Origin of the sequence: Fibrella aestuarina BUZ 2 (assembly GCF_000331105.1) — a bacterium.
GTDB classification, from domain to species: domain Bacteria; phylum Bacteroidota; class Bacteroidia; order Cytophagales; family Spirosomataceae; genus Fibrella; species Fibrella aestuarina.
This window is the reverse complement of sequence record NC_020054.1, coordinates 6,438,877-6,460,840: the sequence shown is the minus strand read 5'-3', so window position 1 is coordinate 6,460,840 and position 21,964 is coordinate 6,438,877. Positions and strand designations below refer to the sequence as shown.

Here is a 21,964-nt window from a genome sequence, read left to right as displayed (position 1 = left end):
GTAAGTCACAGTTTGTCCAGATCGATGGTCGGCGGCTTGCGTTGGGGTGGGCGCGAAAAGGACGTGCTGATGGGGGTGTAGCTCGAAAAGAAGCCGCAGTTGCGGAGAAAAAATTGGTTTTGCCGCAAGCCGCCTGCGTAGTCCATCCGGTAGGTTTTTCGGGCTGTATTATCGGCCGTAAACTGGGCATTGGTTAGCTCGTGCCACTGGCCGTCGGTACCACGTACCCACTGGTTACCAAAATTGACTTCGCGCTGAAGGTTACCAGTTTCGGGCGTAAAGTTTTCCAGAAAGGAGTACAGGGATTTCAGGTACGTGGTGGTTTTAGGGCGTTTGAAACTGGCGATGAGGCGCCAGGTTGGTTCGCTGGTCGGTTTGAAGTAGGCCGTATACTGCGTGTAACCGCCGTCGATCGGCTGGCCGTGCAACAGGAACTGGTAGGTCTGACCGGCCTGCCAGTTGTAGCGCAGGTAACTCTGCCCGCCAGATCCCTCGTTGCCGAAGTCGTTGGTCGTGACGTCGGTACCTTTTCGGGCGAGCAAAATTTTCTGGTCGGCGGGAATTTTACTGGGGTCATCGGTATGAAAGGGGCTCCAGACCGAAAACAGAATCCGGCGTTCGGTAGGGGAATTGACCTGCATGCCGAAGTACCCTTCGCCGAAGCCGTTGGCCATGAAGTAGGAACCAATGACATCGTTGCCTTTTGGCACCGTCACTTCGTTGTAAAACCACTCGGCGTCGACGCCGCCTGGAATCGGGTAGCGCAGATGCACCGATGGTCCCCGCCGCCCCCAGTAGAAGAAATTACCCTCGTTGTTGCGGACGAAGCAGGTACGTTCGTCGACGGCCTCGCCGCTGATACCTAGCTCCCTAACGTCCGCATAGACGGCCCCCGTCTTGCTGATCCCCTCCAGTACGATGGGTACGTAGCCTGCCTGCGGGATAATCCACTGCCCCAGCGCCTGACTGGTGAAGGCCTGCCCCTCAACCTCGACCTCTTTGGCCTGCCCCAGCAGCGTAACCCGAAGCCGACTCTTGCCCGCCGGAACGCGCAGCATCGCCGACAAGGCCAACGTACCTGACCGGTCAAACCGAACGTAGGTAGTTACCCGGCTCGCCGGACTGGTCCAGTTGGTTAAGCCTTCCTGGGTGATCGAAGGCTCGTTTTCTGCCGAGCTCGTTACCCAGCTGTTGCCACCCAAAGGAACTGGCAAAACGGTCGGGGCAGGCACAGCTGGGAAGAGCGGCGTGGAGAGCATTGGCTGGCTGGCGAGAAGCACACTTAGTAGATACGTCCGGATTAGAAACGACATGGGCGGTAGGCGACGAGCGCCGGCAACAGCCCCAACGGACTCTATTGCCGACGCTCGGGATTGGCTGGTTACAGCGGGTTCTGCACCAGATTTTTGTTAAGAACGATCTCGGTTTCGGGAATCAGGTTGACGACCTGCTTATCGGTAGCTGGCACGGTTTGCTGTCCGTTGGTCGTGTTGTGATACCCCGGATAGTTGCGAACCAGACTCAGGTTGTTGCGAAACAGATCATAGGGTCGGTGGCCTTCAAACGCCAGTTCAAGGCGCCGTTCCTGCAACACCACGTCGAGTACCGTCGGTAGTCCTTTCAGGTCAGTTGTGGTGTAAAGTTCAGCGCCGGTCAGGCCTGCCCGCTGCCGAATCAGGTTGACATCGGCAATGGCTTTGGCGGTTTCGCCGGTTTTGGCATAGGCTTCGGCGCGGTTCAGGTACATCTCCGACAGGCGAAGCACGATGGGCGAACTGAGCGTGGGTAAACCGCCCTGGTTGGAGAATTTGGTGATATAGACCTTGTCGATGCCGTTTCGCTTTTCCTGCACGCCCGCCGCTGTCAGCTTCCTGACCAGAAAAGTACGGCGTTTATCGTTCGGAAATTTATTGACCAGGTCCTGGTAGGCCTGCGAGGCATACACTTCGCCCCAGCCCACGCCCCCCGGCGAGGTATAATACATAGAGCCAATGGAGTTCCAGGTCCGATCGTCTTTCAGCGTGTGTTTGATGGCGAAAATGACCTCCGGATTCTCCTCATTGTCGGTGGCGTAGAAATTGGGCACCTGCCCTGGGGTAGCTAGGGTGTAGTGGCCGCTCGCAATCACCAGATCCGCGTATTTGATGGCGTTGGCATTGTCGTTCATGTACAGATACACCCGCGAAAGCAGCGCATTGGCAACCGCTGCACTGGCGTAGTTGCTCGATTTCTCTTCGGTCATCAGTTTGGCGGCCCGCAGCAAATCGGTCACGATAAACGCATACACGTCTTTTACCGTAGCGCGCTTGCCGTTATCATCGGGTTGCGTGTCCGTCTTAATAATGATCCCGAGGTTCGATTCGGGGCTCTGGGTGTAAGGGCGGCCAAACAACCGAACCAGATCGAAGTGGACCATGGCCCGCAGAAACAGGTTTTCGCCCAGCAGCTGGTCGGTGGCGGCGGAGGCATCTTCCTTGATTACCCCGATGACCTTGTTGCAGCCAACGATGATCTGGTAGCCTTTCCGGTAGATCGCCACCGTGTTGCCCTGATCCGACGTGTGGCGGTAGGTGTAGGATAGAAACAGGGGGTCGGTGGTGGTACCGCTCAGGGTGACGTTGTCGCCCGGGTACTCGTTCATGATGTACAGGTTGCGCGTGTAGGCCTCATCCTTGATGAACGTGTAATTCCCGTCGGTGGCGGCCCGCAGGCCCTGCACGTCGTTCAGAATGGCGCTTTCAGGAAGGCCATTGTAGGGGACTTTATCGATGCTGCAGGCTGATGCCAGGAGGGTCAGACTCAGCAGTGTATAGCGGAAAACAGCCGTTTTCATGAGTGCAGTGGCTTAGAAAGTGAGTTGAACGCCCAGGATGAATTTCTTGCTGAAAGGATACTTCGTCCCCACGTCACCCGTCTCGGTAACGTCGGGGTCGATGCCCGAAAACTTCGTGAGCGTGAACAGGTTATCGCCCGATGCCGACAGCCTAACACTACCCAGCCTGGCCCGGCTGACGAGCGCTTTGGGTAATTCGTAGCTGATCGTCACGTTCCGTAGGCGCAGGTAGTTGCCGTTTTCGAGAAAACGCGAGGAAGGGCGCTGGGCATTTTTGTTGCCGCCGATAATGTATTTGGGATGGGTGGCCACGTCGCCGGGCTTCTCCCAGCGGCTCCAGCCAGGTTGCAGGGCCAGCAGGTTGTAGCGGTCGTAGGCACCGTCATTATCGAACAGGTTACGCGCCCCGTTGTAGAGCGTTGCCCCCACCGAGTAGGTAAAGAACCCGTTCAGCTCAAGGCCTTTCCAGCTCAGCATTTGCCGGATGCCGCCGAACAGCTTCGGGTTGGCATTGTTACCGATAAACTGGAGCGTCGCCTCGTTGTAGTTGTTGGTGGTGGTGGCGGTGCCGTCCGGATTGATTTTCTGCCAGAGCGGATCACCATTGGCCGGGTCGACGCCCGACCACCGGCGCATGTACCAACTGTTGAGTGGCGTGTTGAGCGCGTAGGGACGCTGCCCGTTGGCCACGAATGTCCGGTCGCCGTAAAGGGCCGTTACCTGGTTCCGGTTCAGGCCCGCGTTGATTTCAGCGCGCCATTTCAGCGCCGTTTTCTGAAGAATGTCGGCCGAGAGGATAACTTCAAGACCCTGATTGCGAACGGCCCCCACGTTTTCCGTAATGGACGAATAACCGCTGGTTCCCTGCAACGGACGGCTGAAGAGTAGGTTGTTGGTCAGGCGATTGTAAACGTCGACCGAAACCGTCAGGCGGTTCCACAGCGTGGCATCGACGCCGATGTTGGCGTTATTAGATACCTCCCACGACAGATTCGGGTTTTCGATCCGGGTTGGATAAGCCGAGGGCACGCCGGCATATTGCCCCGTCAGGCTGTAAAGCCCCTGGGCTGCGTAATCGTTGATCCCGTCGGCGTTGCCCGTGGTGCCGTAGCTGAGCCGGACTTTCAGGTTATTGATGGTGGCGTTGTTGCTCAGAAACGCCTCGTTGGAGGCCAGCCAGGTTAGGCCAACGGCGTAGAAATTACCGTATTTCTTGTTGCGCCCGAACTTTGATGAGCCATCACGGCGGAACGAGGTCGTGAGCAGGTATTTGTCTTTGTAGCCGTAATTCGCCTGGAACAGCCCCGACTGGAAGGAGTTTTCGGTCTTTGACCCGCCAATGGATTCCGGCTGCGAGGTGGCATCCAGGATGTCCAGCCCCGAATAAATGCCTTTACCGGTTGCCCAGAGCGATTCGTAGTAATACGTCTGGTACTCGTAACCGGCCAGTCCGTCGAGGGTATGGCCATTGCCAAAATTATGCTTGAAGCGAAGCAGGTCGGAGGTAAGCAGCGTATAACTGCGCTCATTATAGCCCGATAGCCGACCCATCACGTCGGCCGCTGATGGCCCCTGCATATCCTCGTAACTGTCATAGGCATAGTTTGTGCCCTGCGCCCGGTTGGAGGTGGTAAACGTGAGCCAGGGCAGGAGGTCATACTCGGCTTTCAGCAACACATCGCCATTGAGCGTATTCTCCTTGAAATTAATGAACTGCCGGTTGTAGATGAAGTTGGCGTTGTCGCGGCCATACCATTTTTTCTCGCCGGTTACCGGGTTGTAAGGCAATCCGTTGGCATACGGGTCATCGTAAGGCAGGTAAGTGTAGGCGGCATAGAGCGCCCCGCCATTGTTGTCGAAGCCACGCGTGACTGTGGCGGCCGTGTTGAGGCCCACCCGAAACTTGTCGCTGATGTTGTGATTAAAGTTGAGCCGCAGGCCAAACCGATCCAACCCTGTTTTGTCCAGAATCCCCTTTTCCTGGTAGTAGTTGGTGCTGAGGTAAAAGCGGGTTTTGTCGCTGCCACCGGCCGCACTCAGTTCGGCGAGGGTATTGCTGGCGGGCCGGAAGGCCAGATCAAACCAGTTCGTGTTGGCGTTGGCGTCGGGCGTCGGCAGGTAATCGGTGAGGACCCCCGTTGGGCGGTCGCGCTGAAACACCGCTTTTTGCAGATCATACAGTTCCTGCCCGTTCAGCAACCGGAAGTTGCCCAGGCTCAGGTAACCCAGCCCTTTGTTCAGCCGGGCCGTAAACTGGGTTTTGCCCAGGGCTCCCCGTTTGGTGGTCACGACAATGACCCCGTTAGAAGCCCGCGCCCCATACAGTGCCGTTGCCGAGGCATCTTTCAGCACCGTCAGCGTTTCAATGTCGCTGGGGTTCGGGATGCCGCCAATGACCCCGTCGACCACGTACAGCGGGTCCGAACTGGCCGTCAACGTACCCACGCCCCGGATCAGTATCTTGGGGGGGACGCGCGGGTCGCCGGAACTGTTGCCAACGAAAACCCCCGCAGCCTTTCCCTGGAGCATCTGCTGCACGTTGTTGGTCGTCACGTCCTTGAGTTCCTTGCCGGAAACGGCCTGGGCCGCGCCCGTCAGGTTTTTCTGCGTGGTGGTGGTATAGCCCAACACGACCACTTCGTTCAGGCTTTTGCTGTCGCTGACCAACTGAATATTGAGGCTCGTCTGCGTCCCGACGGTCGCCTCCTGCGACACGTACCCAACGGAACTGAAGACCAGCACCGCACTGGCGTCAGCAACGGCTAGTTTATACTGTCCGTTGCCATCGGTTGTGGTGCCGCGCGGCGACCCCTTGACTACCACATTGACGCCGGGGAGCCCCTGGCCATTTTCGACGTCAGTGACTACGCCACTAACCGTCACGGCTGACTGAGCCCACATACCCAGCGGTGAAGCGAGCAGTGCCAGTAACCACAGCCAGCGAATCGCCTGACTAAGGGTGCGTGTAATCGGTAGATACGTTTGGTGCATATGGATGAAGAGCTTAAAAGGGTGATAAATGATTTACAGTCAGTGGGTTGAGGTGTCCGGAGGTAAGCGGTCCGCAGCGCGTGTAGGTGAGTTGGGTAAAGCGTACTGGCAACGGAGCGGATATAGGGGTTCCAACCAGGGTCAGTTTGCGCCTGACTCTGCCCAGGTGATGCTGTGGCTGATTGGTGGTTAGTACACGGCGTTAAGCCCGAAAATGGGTTTGTTTGTCTTCCACTTGCCTCGCGTGAAATCGGGGATGTCGATGGGCTTGCTGCCCTTGGCAATACTCTCTTCCGAGAGCGGACTGATGGCACTCCAGGCAGCGGCATCGTAGACGTCGATGGGGGGCGCTACCTGCTTTTTAATCGATTCGATAAAGGCGCGTAACACGAAAAAGTCGATGCCCCCGTGGCCCGCATTCTGGGCATTCTGGCCGTGTTCTTTCCAGAGCGGATGGTCGTATTTCTCCTGATACGGAGCAAAGGGCTCCCAGGTGTGCGGCTTGGGGCTTAGCGGTTTGCCATTTGCCGCTTCCAGGTAAATCTGGTCGCCGTCATCCATCCAGATGCCCTGCGTACCCTGCGCCCGGAATCCCAGCGAGTAGGGGCGGGGCGAGTTGGTATCGTGGATGATCATAATGTTCTCGCCGTTGGCGCATTCCACCATCGTCGTGACCACGTCCCCCAGCTTGAAGTTTACCTTGGCGTTAGGGTGATCGGCTCCGCCGTGATCGACCACGTACTTGTGCAGGCCCCGACTTTTGGTCGCCATGCTGGTCAGCCGGACGAATTGGTTGCCCCGGTTGATGTTGAGCCAGTGGGCCACCGGGCCAAGGCCATGCGTCGGGTACAGGTCGCCGTTTCGATCCACGGAGTGCTGCGTACGCCAGCTTGCTTCAGAAAAGCCCCCCTTCCCAAACTCAGCCCCAACACCCGAGACGGATTTGCCATCATTGAATTTAATGTTGCGCAGGTCGTGCTCGTAGCCGCAGTGGGTGTATGTCAGTTCGCCAAACATACCCTGCCGCACCATGTTCAGGATCGCCATGACATCGCGCCGGTAGCATACGTTTTCCAGCAGCATGCAGTGGGCGCCCGTTTTCTCAAACGCATCGACCAAATCCCAGGCCTCCTTGAGCGTGACTGTAGCCGACACCTCGACACCGGCATATTTACCGGCTTTCATGGTCGCCACGGCCATCGGCACGTGCCATTCCCAGGGCGTAGCAATCACCACCCCATCGATGTCGTCGCGCTTGAGCATGTCTCTGAACGCCTCATCGCCTTTCGTGTACGTGGCCGGGGCCTTCCGCCCCGCTTTCTCAATCAGAGCAGTGGCCCTGGCGATGCTGTCGGCTGACACATCGCAAAGTGCGGTGATCTCCACATCGGGCCGGTAAAGCGCCTGTTGCAGGTGGTTACGCCCCCGCAACCCAACCCCTATGAAGGCCAGCCGTACCTTGTCCAGCATGGGCGGGTGGTTTGTCGTCAGCGACGAGGCGGCTAGTGCGGGCTGCAGCGACAGGGCGGCACTGCTCAGAGCCGCGGTTTTCAGGAAAGTACGTCGAGTTGTTGGGCGCATCAAAAACAGCGTTTATGAGCGTCGGATAATCGTTTCGTTGATATCAACGCTCCGAACGAATACCTAAACCTATTAAGGCCAGCATTGGAAGTAAAGGATTATGTTTTCGTTAAAAGGACAAAAAACGGGCTTTCCGGGTGTGCAACCGTTTGTACTGGCCTGCGCAATCGTTTGCCTAGAATCGAAAAAAATCACCGGTACCTACTGGCAATTGACGAAAGGAAAGAAGACGAATCGGCTTGTCGTTCAGTCGGTGCTTTGCGACCAGCGTTTGGCATTAAGCAAAGCAGGCATCGATAAGGCCCAGCGATCCTGAGACAACTTATATCCATCGTAGTGCAGAAAGCTTCGCCAATTTCATGGCGCCACTGGTTTTGCAGCGCCAATGGGTATCGCTTTAGTTCGTCTGACCTGGCTGATCGGCATAGGGAAATCCCCCTATCAACGCCCATCCAATTCGATAGTTTGTTGACTTGCCAAGAGTGTGCGATAGTGAGCTTGGTAGCTTCAGGCTACACCAATCGGGATATTGTTTAGCCTCGACGCATCCGTGTCGAGACAGTCGAAAGCCATAAAGAGAATGGCCTACGGAAGTTGACGCTTTGTTCGGCCAGCGAATGAGGTCAACTCATCCGGCACGATTAAGGGCGAATAAGGGGATTCCCTTAGCCTGTTCAGTTAAAAAGCAGTGGTTTCACTGATTGTATTAATTGTAGATCAAATAGACCTTTATGGAGTAATCAAACACTCAATACACGTATATGAATCTCTACAAAACAGGCCTGATTCGCATCGGTGCCTATCTGGTGTTGGGCGGCTTACTGACCGTCCCTGTCAGCTGCGAACGCGATAAAGACAGCGCAGCTCAACCTACTAGTGTTAATAACCGCGGCGCCAAAACCGGTGATCCAGGATGTAATATCTACGATAATGGTAGTTTTTTGGGTACCTGGACGGTGACCAACAGCCGCTTGCAGGCACTCATCAATCCCGGTGACAATAAGCAGTACGTAGCCCAGATTATAGGGAATGACGAATTTCTCGTTCGAGGCCGGGCTTTTTTGCAACGTACGGATATTGCGGGCCAGCCTGGTAACCTCAATGTGGGCTGTTTTGAGGGTGATGCTGGCGACCAACAGGGTTTTAGTGTGAACAACTTCCAACCCGCATCAATCTTTGAATCGGGCAATACGCCATACTCGTACCGAGTTAAGTGTAGCCCCCGCTTCAATGCGGCTAGTGATGGGGCTATCATCCCCATTGGCTTCTGGAACCTGACGAATGATCGGGTAGACGGACGCTTCTTTCGGGGCCAATGGTGGGTGGTTCAGAACGTGAGTCGCCAATTCCTAAGAGATGCATTCATTATTCGGGGCCGCAACATGTTAGTTCGCTCCGATGTGCAGATAACGGAAGATCCCTGGGATCGGGGACGTACCCGTTGCTTTGGGGGCGGCGATACAGGCACGGGGGGCTTGGAGCCGCCCAGCAATGCGCCTCAAGAGCTAGTTATCGAGGGGTATAGTAAAGCGTCCTTCCCCGACGGCTCGCCTTACTTCATCAAGAATTAGCCAACAGCGTTGCGATAATAATGAGCCAGCCTCTCTCACGGAAGGCTGGTTCGTTTCGTTGGAGCTATAATGAGCTGCCTCTATTCGTCTCACCTCGAAAGGCTGGACAGAATACTCAACTGCGCCAACTTACTTTATAGGAAGAGCAAGTATTTCACAGATTAGCAAAAGACTGAGAGAACCATGTGTGTATCGAGAACCGGGTACTACCCTTCGTTTCCAGCCCCCCGTTGCTGGCTGACCTAAAAGCCCCATGCTTTAGAATTGACATTGACTTTAGCCCTCGATTTTGAGAGAACCGGCACTAATTGGCTTTTCTGTAAGGATGGGTCCACGGTTGGGGAGCGACTCAGGTACGTTAAACCGCTCGTTGTATGTGCATGAGGTGCCATGCGTCTAGGTGCTTTTGCATTCCCCGTTTAAGCAACAAAAAACCCCAATCACTTGATAAACAAATGATTGGGGTTTGACTTAGTAGCGGGAGCTGGACTCGAACCAGCGACCTTTGGGTTATGAGCCCAACGAGCTACCAACTGCTCCATCCCGCGATGTTGGGAGTGCAAAGGTAATCACGTTTTCAACTAAATCAACTATCTTTGTAAAAAATATTTTAGTTTTCTGTTTGGCGATAGTCGTCGGGCCGAAAATTCACCTCAGCCATCTCGCATGGGATCACCTGACATACAACCACCCGATGGGCACAAAGCGGGCTTTGTGAGCATCGTGGGCAAGCCCAACGTGGGCAAATCCACCCTGATGAATCAGTTGGTGGGCGAACGCCTTTCGATTATTACGTCGAAAGCGCAGACCACGCGCCATCGCATTATGGGCATTATGAACGGCAACCACCACGGTCAACCGTTCCAACTCGTTTACTCCGATACACCGGGCATCATCAAGCCGCAGTACCGGCTGCATGAGTCGATGATGAACTTCGTGCGCGGGTCGCTCGAAGACGCCGACGTCATTCTGTTTGTGACGGACATCTTCGAAAAACACGACGAAGACGACGTGATCCGGCGGCTCAAGTACGCCAACGTACCCATCCTGCTCCTGATCAATAAAATCGATCAGGCCACCGACGAGCAGATCGAGGAGAAGATCCGGTACTGGGAAGAACACTTCGAGATTGGCGGGATCGTCAATGCCGACGACGATGACGATGCAGCCGTGGTCGACCCGGACATCGACGAACTGGCCGCCGAGCACGAACTCGATGAAGAACCTGCTCCGGACGACGTACCTGGCACCAAAGTACCCACCGGGCCGCGCAAAGCCACCGAGATCATTCCCGTGTCGGCGCTGAACGGCGTCAACATCGACCGGCTATTCGACTCGATCATGGCGCACCTGCCCAATCACCCGCCGTACTTCCCGGACGACGAACTGACCGACAAGCCTGAGCGCTTCTTTGCCTCGGAGATCATTCGGGAAAAAATCTTCCTGAATTACAAAAAGGAAGTGCCTTATAGCTCGGAGGTCATCGTGCACGGCTTCAAGGAGCGCGACGATATGATCGTGATTTCGGCGGATATTCTGGTCGAGCGGCCCACGCAACGGGCTATCCTGCTGGGCGAAAAGGGTAACATGATCAAAAAAACAGGCATCATGGCCCGCGAAGAATTGGAACGCTTCTTTGCCAAAAAAGTCTTTTTAGAAACACACGTCAGAGTAGAACCCGATTGGCGCCAGAAGCAACAAATGCTCCGCCGGCTGGGCTATGACGAATAAATAAGAAAGGAGAAACAGAGTAACGGGAGAAAAGAGGAAGGGGAGGCTCAGGCACAACCCCTTTACACCCTTTTCTCCCCTTTCTCCGTTCCTCCCTTTCCTCCTTTACGAAAATGTCAAACATTGTAGCTATTGTAGGCCGCCCCAACGTGGGCAAATCAACGCTGTTTAATCGACTGATCGAGCAGCGGCAGGCCATTATGGATAACCAGTCGGGCGTAACGCGCGACCGGCATTACGGACGGGCCGAATGGACCGACCACTTTTTTACCGTCATCGATACGGGTGGGTACGTGGTTGGGTCGGAAGACGTCTTCGAAGAAGCGATTCGCGAGCAGGTTGAGATTGCACTCGACGAAGCAACGGTGGTGCTGTTCGTGGTCGATACCATGACCGGCATAACGGGCCTCGACGATGAGTTTGCCAATGTGCTGCGCCGGTCGAAAAAGCCGGTGTTCCTGGTGGCCAACAAAGCCGAAACCAGCGATCGGATGCACGCCGCCAGCGAATTCTACGGCCTCGGCATGGGCGAGCCGTATCCGATTTCGGCGCAGACCGGCTCAGGCACGGGCGATCTGCTCGACGCGGTGGTGAAGCATTTTCCCACCAAAGAAGCCGAGAATCCCGACGAAGGTATTCCGCGCATTGCCATTCTGGGCCGCCCCAACGTGGGCAAATCGTCGTTCGTTAACACGCTGTTGGGCGTAGAGCGCAACATCGTGACCGACATTGCCGGTACCACCCGCGACGCCATCAACAGCCACTATAAGGCGTTCGGGAAGGAGTTCATCCTGACCGATACGGCCGGGCTGCGTCGCAAGGCGCGCGTAAGCGACAACATCGAGTTCTATTCGACGCTGCGCACGATCAAGGCGATGGAGGAATCGGATGTCTGCGTGATCTTGCTCGATGCTACCCGCGGGATGGAAGGGCAGGACATGACCATCATCGGGCAGGCGATCAAGGCCAAGAAGGGTGTGGTCATTATGGTAAACAAATGGGATGCGGTGGAGAAAGACCACAAAACGGCCGATGTGTGGCGGAAGGAATTCCTACGGCGGCTGGCACCCATCGATTACCTGCCCATCGTCTTTGCGTCGGTACACGAAAAGCAGCGCATTTTTCAGGTAATGGAAAAAGCGATGGAGGTATACGAGAACAAGAAAAAGCGGATTCCGACCTCGAAAATCAACGAGCTCATGCAGCCCGAGATTGAATCGTATCCGCCACCGGCAATCAAGGGCAAGTACGTGAAGATCAAGTACATGCTGCAATTGCCAACGGCTTCGCCCACGTTCGTGTTCTTCTGTAACCTGCCGCAATACATCAAAGAGTCGTATGAGCGCTACCTGGAAAACAAACTCCGCGAGCACTTCGGCTTCGATGGCGTCCCGCTGACGTTGTTCTTCCGGCAGAAGTAAAACGAATGAATAATGTACAATGAACAATGTATAGTGGGCTGACGCAGTAGTCTGCCACTTGGGCCATTATACATTGTTCATTGTACATTATTCATTAACCCCCATGCAAACGCCCATTACCGCTTCTGCTCCGCCGCGTACCCGCTATTGGGTGGGGGCGCTGTGCGTATTTCTGGCGGCGTTTTGCTTTGCGTTGAAAGGTGTATTGATTAAAGTCGGGTATGGCTATGGCGTCGACAGCATCGATCTGCTGACGTTGCGAATGCTCTTTTCGATGCCGTTTTATGGGGGTACGTTGCTGTGGTTGTCGCAGCGGCTGCCGCCCCTTCAGCTACCCGCCAAACAATGGGGTATCGTGGCGCTGCTGGGCATCACGGGCTACTACCTCGCCAGCTACACCAATTTTCTGGGCCTGCTCTACATCGACGCGAGTCTGGAGCGCATTCTGCTGTTTTGCTACCCTACGTTCGTGTTGCTGATGAACGCGACCGTGCTCAAACGGCGGGTTGCGGGCTTGCAGTGGCTGGCACTAGCCCTAACCTACACGGGCATCCTGATCGCTTTCCTGCCGCACCTGACTAGCGGCGAAAACACCCACATGATTTGGCTGGGTGCCTTCTGGGTAGTGCTGAGTGGACTCATCTACGCCATCTATCTGGTCGGTAGCGACACCATGATCGCCCGGCTGGGAGCGCAGCGCTACACCTGCTATGCGCTGCTTGCCGCCGTGGTGCCAACGGTTGTGCACAACGCGATCGAAAACGGGCTGCACCTGGCACAGTTCCCGCTACGGGTCTACGGCCTCGGTCTGCTGATGGCTCTCGTCAACACCGTTATCCCAACGTTTCTGATGGCGGAGGGCATCAAGCGGGTTGGGTCGAGCAATGCGTCGATTATCGGTAGTATCGGCCCTATTTTTACGATCGTGCTGGCCACGTCGATCTTGGGCGAGCACATTTCCGGCTGGCAGTTTGTCGGTACGGCTCTCGTCCTGGCCGGTGTCTTTCTGATCGGCTGGAAAGGCAAAAAATAAGCACAATCAACCCATGCGCTCAAGTCGCTTAGCTATGCATCGGATTGCCTCAATCGTCGGGCTCGTTTGCCTGTGTCACGCCGTGCTCGCTCAACCGCCGAAACGGCGCGAGACCAATTTTGTCGTCAAACAGTCTGACATGCAGGCGTTCATGAAAAAGATGGGAGCCGAAGCAAAGGGGCGTGTTGGCGTGGCAGCGGCTATTGTCGAGACGGGCGAGAGCATTGCCTACGCGGGAACGGAACGTTTTCCGATGCAGAGTGTCTATAAACTTCCGATTGCTATGGCCACGCTGGCGGCGATCGATGCCGGTACGATACGGCGGCAGAAGCCGATTACGGTCGGAACAGGCGACTACGTTGGGCCAAAACAGCACAGTCCGCTGCGCGATCAGCACCCGAGCGGGGCAACGGTGAGTATCGATGAACTGCTACGCTACGCCGTTTCGGAAAGTGATGGGTCGGCGAGCGACGTCTTGCTACGGCTTGTGGGCGGGGCGTCGTCGGTGCAGAGCTACCTCAGAACGATTGGCGTAACGGGGGTCATGGTCAGGAATACCGAGCGCGAACTGGGTTCCGCTGACTCGGTGCAATACGCCAATTGGGCCACGCCCGTCGAGATGGTGAGTCTGTTGCGGCAATTGCAGTTGGGGCGGGGCCTGTCGGATGCCAGCCGAACGTACCTGCTGAAGCTGATGACGGACACCGCCACTGGCCCGAACCGGCTGAAAGGCCAACTGCCGCCAGGTACGTTGGTCGCCCATAAAACGGGTACGTCGATGACCGTTGACGGTAAAACCGCCGCCACGAATGACGTTGGGCTGATCACGTTGCCCAGCGGAAAGCATCTGGCTATCGCCGTGTTCGTCAGCGACGCCCGGGCCGATCAGGCAACCCGCGAACGGGTCATTGCGCAAATCACGAAGCAACTCTGGAATCGCTGGCAGTAACACGGGTTACTCCAACACGACTTCTTCCAGCGGGTCGATACGAAACCACAGGAGGCAGCCGCCGAGCAGCAGGGCGGCAATCAGGAAGAGCGGTTTGTTGAAATCGCCGGTGGCTTCAACGATGTAGCCAAATACTACGCCCAGAAAGACCGCGCCCAACTGCCCCACCATGTTCATGGCCCCCGATACCACGCCCGCCCGGCTGCGGCCTACGTCGTTGCAAACGGCGAAAGCGACGGGCAGCGTCAGGTCTTTGAACCCCATGCCCACGGCCAACAACACGGCTGCCGTCTGATTGTCAGTGGCTAAGGCCGCACTCAGAATAATAACGCTTGATAGGCCCATGCCCACAATGCCCACACTTCGGCGGCCCATACGCAGCCCATATCGGCGCGAAAGCCAATCGCTGGCGTAGCCGCCCACGAAGCAGCCAATGGCACCCAGCACAAACGGCAGGGTTGCAAACAGTTGCATCTGACTCTGGTTGAAGTGGCGCCCTTCTTTCAGGTACGTTGGTAGCCAGCCCGTGAAGAAATAAGCCCCATACATGAAGAAGTGGAACATGAGCATAATGGCCCACATGTTCCGGCTGCGCAGCACGGCTTTCCAAGGGATATGATGGCTGTTGTGCTTGAAACGCCGGTTGGCTTCGATGTAGGTACGTTCCTCATCGGGTACCCCCGCTTTTTCGGACGGAAAATCGCGGAACCAGGCGTACCAGACAACCAGCCAGATTACGCCCAGCAAACCCATGGCGTAAAACGAAACCCGCCAGCCGTAACTAGCGGCAATCGGCAGCACCAGCCAGGGCGCCAAGACACCCCCCACGCGCCCGGCCGCCCAGATATACGCCTGCGCCCGTCCGGTCTCCTGCTTCGGGAACCAGCGCGACACCACAATGGAGGCGTTGGGGTAAGCGCCCGCTTCGCCTGCTCCGAACAAAAACCGGACGATGACCAGATAAAGCCAACTGGTGGCCGTGCCGGTGAGCGCCGTAAACGCCGACCACCACCCGACCACGCGCACCAGCACCCGGCGCGGGCCGAGGCGGTCGCCCAGGGCGCCGGTAGGTAGTTCAAACAGGGCGTAGGAAAGCGCAAAGGCACTCAACACCCAGCCCCAGGCGTCGTTGGCAATGTGTAACTCTTTTTTGATATCGGCGGCAACCAGCGAAATACAGGTGCGGTCAATGTACGTTATCGTAGACAGCAGCACCAGCAGCGACAGAACGCGGGAACGAAAGCTCATGAAACAGGCGAGATGACCTAAGGCGATGTAACATAAGCGTTTGCCGGGACATTCTTGGCGCTGCCACATAATCTATGCCAATAGGTCGACGGGATAGGACCGTTCATTAATTTTCACAATTCTGTAAACAACAGGGTGTGACCATTTAGAATAACCTAAGTCTGTGTACAGAGACCACTTACATCGGGTACGTTGTTGTGGTTGCCCAATTAGTCATTTCACCAAGAATCGATTGTAAGTCTGGCTAGTTAGCAGTAGGTGGATTGAGGTTAAACGGACAACATTTTAAAGAAAACCTGGTCAACCCACACAACCTGGATAAACCCGTAAAATTATGGAAGACGATAAGCGCATTGAAAAGACAGCCTATGTGCTCAAAGCAGTAGCACATCCTTTGCGGATCAAAATCATTCAGATGCTTCACGAAAACAAAGAACTGAATGTATCAACGATCTATAAAAACCTGAATGCCGAGCAATCACTGATTTCGCATCACCTGATCAATATGCGCGATAAGGGGATTCTGGAAATCCGGCGGAGTGGCAAGAATATCTATTATTTTCTTGTCGATAGTTCGGTATCTGACATCATTGAGTGCATCTATCGGAGCAAGATGCTGACCGCCGCCTAACACGCGGTGGCGCACTTGGCATAGCTATAAACTACAGCAAAGTCCAGCGTTCGAGGTTGGTGACGTGTCGGTAAAGACACCCAATAACCTTGATCACTGGACTTCGTGCATTTAGCTGGTACTTAGTTGAACAACTCCCCGTTGCGCATGCCTGGTACCACGCCGAGGTGGAAATAGGCTTTCTCGGTGGCTTCGCGGCCCCGCGAGGTACGTTTCAGAAAGCCCTCCTGAATCAGGAACGGTTCGTACACTTCTTCGATCGTTTCCGACTCCTCGCCGCAGGCCGTGGCAATGGTCGACAGCCCGACGGGGCCCCCTTTGAATTTCTCGATGATGGTCGACAGAATACGGTTGTCCATTTCATCCAACCCGTGCTGATCGACGTCGAGCGCGTTCAGCGCGATCTCGGCGATCGCGACGTTGATGTAACCGTTACCCTTCACCTGCGCGAAGTCGCGCGTGCGGCGCAGCAGGTTGTTAGCGATACGCGGCGTTCCGCGGCTGCGGCGGGCAATCTCAAAGGCGCCGTCCTCATCGATAGCCGTCCCCAGAATAGCCGACGACCGCTGCACGATGGTCGTGAGCAGTTTGGCGTCGTAATACTCAAGGCGGCAGTTGATCCCGAAGCGGGCGCGCAGGGGGGAGGTGAGCATCCCGGCGCGGGTGGTGGCCCCGATGAGCGTAAACGGATTGAGCTTAATCTGCACGGTGCGGGCATTCGGGCCCGAGTCGAGCATGATATCGATCTTGTAATCTTCCATCGCCGAATACAGGTACTCTTCCACGATTGGGTTGAGCCGGTGAATCTCGTCGATGAACAGCACGTCGTTTTGCTGAAGGTTGGTCAGCAGGCCCGCCAAATCGCTGGGTTTGTCGAGCACGGGGCCCGAGGTCATTTTGATATTGGCCCCCAACTCATTGGCAATGATGTGCGATAGCGTTGTTTTACCCAGACCCGGAGGGCCGTGGAGCAGCACGTGGTCGAGGGCGTCGCCGCGCTGCATCGCCGCTTTGACGAAGACCTCCAGGTTGTCGAGGACTTTGGCCTGCCCGGTAAAGTCTTCGAACGAAAGGGGCCGTAATGCCCGTTCGATTTCCTTCTCCGTAGCCGACATCGCATCCCCCGACCCGGTCATAAAATCCTTGCGCATAACTGATTATCAGGTAATTGTTGTCCTGTCTGTTCTACCTTAAAGATACGAAAAAAGGGTCAAGGTTCAAAGAAAGCCGTTTAACGGTTGAGGGCTAACGTTTGCGGTTGGCTGGCGCGTTCTCTATGCACCAGCCAACCGCAAACGTTAGCCCTCAACCGTTAAACGCACACTCACCTCAGCAACAACACGCTCCCGCGTTTGACGACGGCGGGGCGTTCTGGGAAGTACTGGCTGCGATAGGTAATCGTGTAGGGGTAGAGCATCGACTGCGCCGGTTCGCCCCGGTAGGTGCCATCCCAATCGGGCGTCTCGGGCGTACTGGCGAAAATCACTTCACCCCAGCGGTTGTAAATGCGCAGTTCAAGATCCGTTGTGTAGGCATTAAGCGGACTAAACCGGTCGTTGCTATTGTCACCGTTGGGCGAGAACGCATTGGGCGCAAACACACGTGGTTCGCAACGATCGAGTACCACCGCCGCATCACCCGCCACGCAGCCATTGGCGCCCGTCACCACCACCGAATACGTACCGGCTGCACTGACGGTAAGCGTCGTCGACGTGGTATTGGTCGTGGTCCAGACAACGGTTTGGTCGTTGCTCTGCGGTACTACGCGCAACTGAGTCTGCTGGCGATCGCCCACGCAGATAACCGCCTGCCGGGTTAGGTCGAAGCGGGGCGCGGGCCGCACGAGCACCTGCAAATCATCGCTGGCTTCACAGCCGTTCAGGCTAGCCGTTACGGTATAGCGTCCGGTCTGGTTAGGGCGGATCAACGAGCCCTGCGTACCATCGCTCCAACGGAACAGGGCACCCGGCGAGCCCGAAGCGCGCAGGGCCTGACCACTGCCTTCGCAGAAATCAGCATCGGGGCCGGCATTGACCTGTGGCACCTGATTTAAAGCGATCTGGCGCGGTGCTGAGTTGGCGCAGCCGCTAACGGTAACCGAATACGTCACGGTCACAACCTGACCAACCTGAGCGGGATTTGCGGTGAACGAACCGGTCGAACTGACGCTCGGTCCTGCCCACGTACCCCCGCCGGGACTGGCGCCCGTTAGTTGCAGCAACGTAAGTGACTGCGGTGAGCCTAAACAGAGCGACAGGTTATTGCCCGCCGACACGTTGGGTTTCTGCACAAACTGCGCCGTTGCACTGGCCGTACCGATACATCCGTTCTGCGTGTTCGTAGCCGTCAGCGAGTATGTACCGGCCGTCCGGGGCGAGATGCGTTCGGTGGTTTCGCCGGTGTTCCAGCGGTAAATGACCCCACTCGTGAAGTTGCCCAACCGAGACGGAATCAGTTGCACGGTATCGCCCACGCAGTTGCTGCGGTTCGATAGGCTGAGTGTCGAGGTCGTGCTGAGGCCAATGGTGGTTGAGGCTGACGAGACGCAGCCCAGGCTGTTGGTTGCCGACACGCTGTAGACGCCCGCCGAAGCACCCGTCAGCGACGTACCTGTCGACACAAACGACGAGCCCGGCGGGCCTACCCATCGAACTTCAACGGCGGTGCCGTTGGTAACGCCCAGCGCGACACTGCCACTCGTGGGCTCGCCGCACTGTTGCAGCGAAGGCGTCAGGGCCAGCTGTAATCGTTGCGACGTCGATTGCAACGTGAACGGCGTCACGACTGAACAGGCATTGGCATCGGTGACGCTGACCTGATAGGTACCTTCTGTCAGCGCGGAAGCCGAATTGCTTGTGGTGGAAATGGGTGATCCGCTGACGGTCGTCCAGGAATAGGTAAACGATGTGCTGGCCGTGGGCGTACCCGATACGACCGACGTGGGGGCCGGGGTAATGGTAATGACCCCATCGGCGGCAGTACAGCTAGCCGGTTGCCGGAGCGATGACGTAATGGTGGGCAGTTTGGCCGACACCACGTCGATCTGATCCCGGGCGTAACAGGTCAGTGGCCCGGTCGGCGTTGTTCGGTCATACGAGGCCACCAGCGAATACGTACCTGGTTTATCAATGGTAATGGTCCGGTCGGTCAGGGTCGTACTCAATACCCCCGATGTCCAACTGAAGGAGGTGAATCCGGGGGACGTTAGGGTCAGTTCGCGCGTACTTTTCTCACAGAGCGGGACGGGTGGCCCCAGGTCAATGTTACCGGGCCTGTAGAAATTAATCGTGATCTGATCCTGCTCCACGCACTCGCCACCGTTTCCGATATAAGCTGTGTACCGACCGGAGACAGTCGTGCTGAGTACCCTCGACGTGCTCACAATCTGCCTGCCCAATACCCAGGCATACTGCTCGGCTACGGCGGGGATCGTTAGCGAAACGGGGTTCGAATCGCACTTGTTGATATCGGGCCCAAGGTCGAAGGCCGGGGGCTGTTCAATGACGGTAAACGATGTCTCGGCTGTGGCGGTCGTACAGGTAGTGCCGGTCGATGTAATCACGCGCACCTCCAGCGTCGCTGAGTACGTACCTGGCGTCGAAATGCTGTAGCTCTGCGAAGTCGTCGTAAACGACAGGGTTTGAGCCACAATGGCGCCCGCGCTGTTTCGTACCCGCAGGTTGTACGTTTCTTTCAGTTTGGGGCAATAAGGCGTAATCTGTAGCTCAACCGGATTCCCCTGACAGACATTGCTGGCCGACACACCGGGGTTGCTCGAAGGCTGGCTGAAGTTGGCCACCTGGTTGGGCAGCCCCAACTGGCTGACTTTTCCGCCCAAATCCTGCCCCGTCAGCGTGAACGTAGGCGGCTTGGCAAACGGGTTGGTCGTGGTGCCACCACTGCCATCCGCGTTGTCGATCACCCCCAGCGACGAAGCCCCCTGTACAGCTACGTAGATTTTGCCATCGGGGCCGATCTGCAAGGACCCAAACTGCTGTTGCGTGCTTTCGGCCACCACCGCACTGGTACTGGCTGGGTCGGCGTCGGTAATGTCGTATTGTATGATGCGCGAGGGTCCCGTCTGCGTTTGTACCCCGCTCACACTGGAGACGGAGCCTATTTGGGTGACGTATACTTTACTGCCGTCGGGCGAAAACTCGACCCCATAAGACGTGGGCGGTGCGGGGCCCATATCAATTCGTTTATCGGGTCCCTTGAGTTCGCCCGTTTCCGTGTTGAAGTTGAATATCTCGACGTAGCTTTTCTGTCGGTCAGGGTCCGTACTATTCGGGTCGCCGGGTATGACCACCGCCACGGGCCTGACGGCCGTGTTGCTGTTCCCCTGTGTAGCGGTTCCCGAAACCACCGTTCCCGACGTACCTGTGCCGCTGGTGGCGGTCGTGCTGGCGGGTTGGGGAGCCGGGCCAAATTTCATCTGTCCTTCGCCACGGGCGGGCGAATCGTGTGCCGTGCCGAGGCAATACTGTTTCTGTTCGGTCTTAAGCTGCGCCGTCAGGTGGTCAACCCGGAAACAGTTGGTCCCGTAATCGTGCGTCATCACCCAATAGGTTGTGTCACGGTCGCGGCGCACCGAGGCCGACCGTTCGGTACTGCTGGCCGACGTTGTGTTGGAAACGACCGGCAAATTCTGCTGGGTGATGGCACCGGCCCCGCTGTTGCGGCGCATATCGACGATGCTGTACGTAACCTGCCGGGTGCCGTTGATTTCGGCAGTGGTGTAGACGTAGTATTCGTAATCGCAACCCCGGCAAACCGGCTTGGGCACGATAATGGCCGACTGCGTAGAGCGCTGGTTGCCGCTGAGCGACGCCGCCGTGGTGAGCGTGCCGCTGATGGGGTCGAACAGCTGCATGGGCTTGCCATCCTTGTCGAAGATCGTAATGCCATCCGTGTAGAACAGTACGTTTCCCTTTGTGTCGGTGATGGAGGCCGACCCTTCGATGGTACTCAGCTTACCGTCGTCGATGGGTTTGGGCTCGCCCCCGGCAAAGTCAAGGCCGGCGTTGTTGCCAAAATACCATTTCGAACCCGCCGAGGCGTTCTGCTCCGGACACAGACTGACCTGGATTTTATCCTGCACCGAACAGCCTTCTGCATTGGTGACCTCTACCGAATAGCAGCCCGAGGCGGTGGTGCTGATTGACTGCGTAACCTCGCCTTTTGGGTACCACAGGTACGTTACGCCATCAGGCGCCCCACTCGGATATGGGTCAATCTTCAGTTCGGTACCTTTACAAATGGTGGTGTCGTTGCGCCAGTTCTGAAATTGCCTCGGGGGTGTACCTACGTTGACGGTGAATGTCTTGGGTACACTGACAGTGGTGGAGACGCCGCCGGTTACGGTCGATGAGTAGAAACGGGTCAGCGTTATGGATTTGACCCCCGGTGTCGTGAAGGACGTGCTGGCTACGCCGCCGGTTTGCGGAGCGCCACCGTCGATCACCCAAACGGTTCGGTCTTTGAAGGACGCCGGGTCGACGTCGTAGAAATTAACGGGATCACTGCCGCAGTTGGCGTTAGCCGAGGTCGCGGAACCCGAACTGCCGGTAGTGCTGACTGGCCCGCCCCCCGGGTTGGTAGGCGTACACAGTTTGCCGATAATCTTGATCTGATTTTCCTGTTCGGTTTGCCGAATCAGCGAAGCAGCCGTGGGCGTGCTCGACACAGGCCCGGTTTGCGCCCACCCGCTGGAAGGAAGGAGCAGCAGCCCGACTATCGCCCAAAGTGTCGCGTATATGGTAAAGGTAACCCAGCGGTTCATAGGTATGTTGAGAACAAACGAAAGTCTGGCGCGTACATAACAGACAACAGACTCGTTACGTTATGTTAAACGAATCGGGAAGCGTAAAATTTTACCGGGCTAACCCTCAACGTTTCACTCAATAAGACGAGTATTACACGTATAAACGTTGGAACCAGTTGCTCGATTTGTGGCCGGACCTAACGACCGTCAA

The 21,964-nt window shown here is 56.5% G+C and carries 13 protein-coding genes and 1 tRNA gene; 6 read left to right on the top strand and 8 right to left on the bottom strand.

What is annotated here, in order from left to right:
- Positions 1-5: 5 nt before the first annotated feature.
- The 4 genes from FAES_RS26780 to FAES_RS26765 all read right to left on the bottom strand — a co-directional run bounded on the left by FAES_RS26780 (position 6) and on the right by FAES_RS26765 (position 7,405).
- Entirely contained in the window at positions 6-1,313 is a 1,308-nt protein-coding gene (locus FAES_RS26780; protein ID WP_015334340.1) for a DUF3472 domain-containing protein, read from the bottom strand.
- Positions 1,314-1,381: 68 nt separating this feature from the next.
- The gene (locus FAES_RS26775) at positions 1,382-2,833 is read right to left on the bottom strand and encodes a RagB/SusD family nutrient uptake outer membrane protein (RefSeq protein ID WP_015334339.1); all 1,452 of its coding nucleotides are present in this window, start codon (positions 2,831-2,833) and stop codon (positions 1,382-1,384) included.
- 12 nt (positions 2,834-2,845) lie between these two features.
- Complete coding sequence (locus FAES_RS26770; protein WP_015334338.1) at positions 2,846-5,824, bottom strand: SusC/RagA family TonB-linked outer membrane protein; 2,979 nt, start codon at positions 5,822-5,824, stop codon at positions 2,846-2,848.
- 189 nt (positions 5,825-6,013) lie between these two features.
- Positions 6,014-7,405, bottom strand: coding sequence for a Gfo/Idh/MocA family protein (locus FAES_RS26765; protein WP_015334337.1), 1,392 nt, complete (start codon positions 7,403-7,405; stop codon positions 6,014-6,016).
- Positions 7,406-8,166: 761 nt separating this feature from the next.
- Between FAES_RS26765 and FAES_RS26755 the strand changes: the two genes are divergently transcribed.
- A complete protein-coding gene (locus tag FAES_RS26755; RefSeq protein ID WP_015334335.1) occupies positions 8,167-8,976 on the top strand; it encodes a hypothetical protein in 810 nt (269 codons plus the stop codon).
- Between the two features lie 475 nt (positions 8,977-9,451).
- On the opposite strand, the gene FAES_RS26750 is transcribed toward FAES_RS26755, so the two are convergent.
- Positions 9,452-9,524: transfer RNA gene (locus FAES_RS26750), tRNA-Met, on the bottom strand.
- Between the two features lie 118 nt (positions 9,525-9,642).
- Between FAES_RS26750 and FAES_RS26745 the strand changes: the two genes are divergently transcribed.
- The 4 genes from FAES_RS26745 (at position 9,643) to bla (ending at position 14,110) form a co-directional block, all read left to right on the top strand.
- Positions 9,643-10,707, top strand: coding sequence for a GTPase Era (locus FAES_RS26745; RefSeq protein WP_015334334.1), 1,065 nt, complete (start codon positions 9,643-9,645; stop codon positions 10,705-10,707).
- A gap of 113 nt (positions 10,708-10,820) precedes the next feature.
- Positions 10,821-12,128: a ribosome biogenesis GTPase Der gene (gene der / locus FAES_RS26740; protein ID WP_015334333.1), complete on the top strand. Its 1,308-nt coding sequence runs from the start codon at positions 10,821-10,823 to the stop codon at positions 12,126-12,128.
- Positions 12,129-12,231: 103 nt separating this feature from the next.
- Positions 12,232-13,161, top strand: coding sequence for a DMT family transporter (locus tag FAES_RS26735; protein WP_015334332.1), 930 nt, complete (start codon positions 12,232-12,234; stop codon positions 13,159-13,161).
- Between the two features lie 13 nt (positions 13,162-13,174).
- Entirely contained in the window at positions 13,175-14,110 is a 936-nt protein-coding gene (bla, locus tag FAES_RS26730) for a class A beta-lactamase (protein ID WP_015334331.1), read from the top strand.
- Positions 14,111-14,116: 6 nt separating this feature from the next.
- Here the strand turns inward: bla and FAES_RS26725 are convergent, their stop codons facing one another.
- Entirely contained in the window at positions 14,117-15,358 is a 1,242-nt protein-coding gene (locus tag FAES_RS26725; RefSeq protein ID WP_041258431.1) for an MFS transporter, read from the bottom strand.
- Positions 15,359-15,692: 334 nt separating this feature from the next.
- Between FAES_RS26725 and FAES_RS26720 the strand changes: the two genes are divergently transcribed.
- On the top strand, positions 15,693-15,989 hold the full coding sequence (locus FAES_RS26720; protein ID WP_015334329.1) for an ArsR/SmtB family transcription factor: 297 nt from the start codon (positions 15,693-15,695) through the stop codon (positions 15,987-15,989).
- 122 nt (positions 15,990-16,111) lie between these two features.
- Here FAES_RS26720 and ruvB read toward each other — a convergent pair whose 3' ends face one another.
- Together ruvB and FAES_RS29360 are read right to left on the bottom strand one after the other, a co-directional pair.
- The gene (ruvB, locus tag FAES_RS26715; RefSeq protein WP_015334328.1) at positions 16,112-17,140 is read right to left on the bottom strand and encodes a Holliday junction branch migration DNA helicase RuvB; all 1,029 of its coding nucleotides are present in this window, start codon (positions 17,138-17,140) and stop codon (positions 16,112-16,114) included.
- A gap of 173 nt (positions 17,141-17,313) precedes the next feature.
- Positions 17,314-21,771 carry a T9SS type B sorting domain-containing protein gene (locus tag FAES_RS29360; RefSeq protein ID WP_015334327.1) on the bottom strand — a complete coding sequence of 1,486 codons (4,458 nt, stop codon included), beginning with the start codon at positions 21,769-21,771 and terminating at the stop codon, positions 17,314-17,316.
- Between the last annotated feature and the right edge of the window lie 193 nt (positions 21,772-21,964).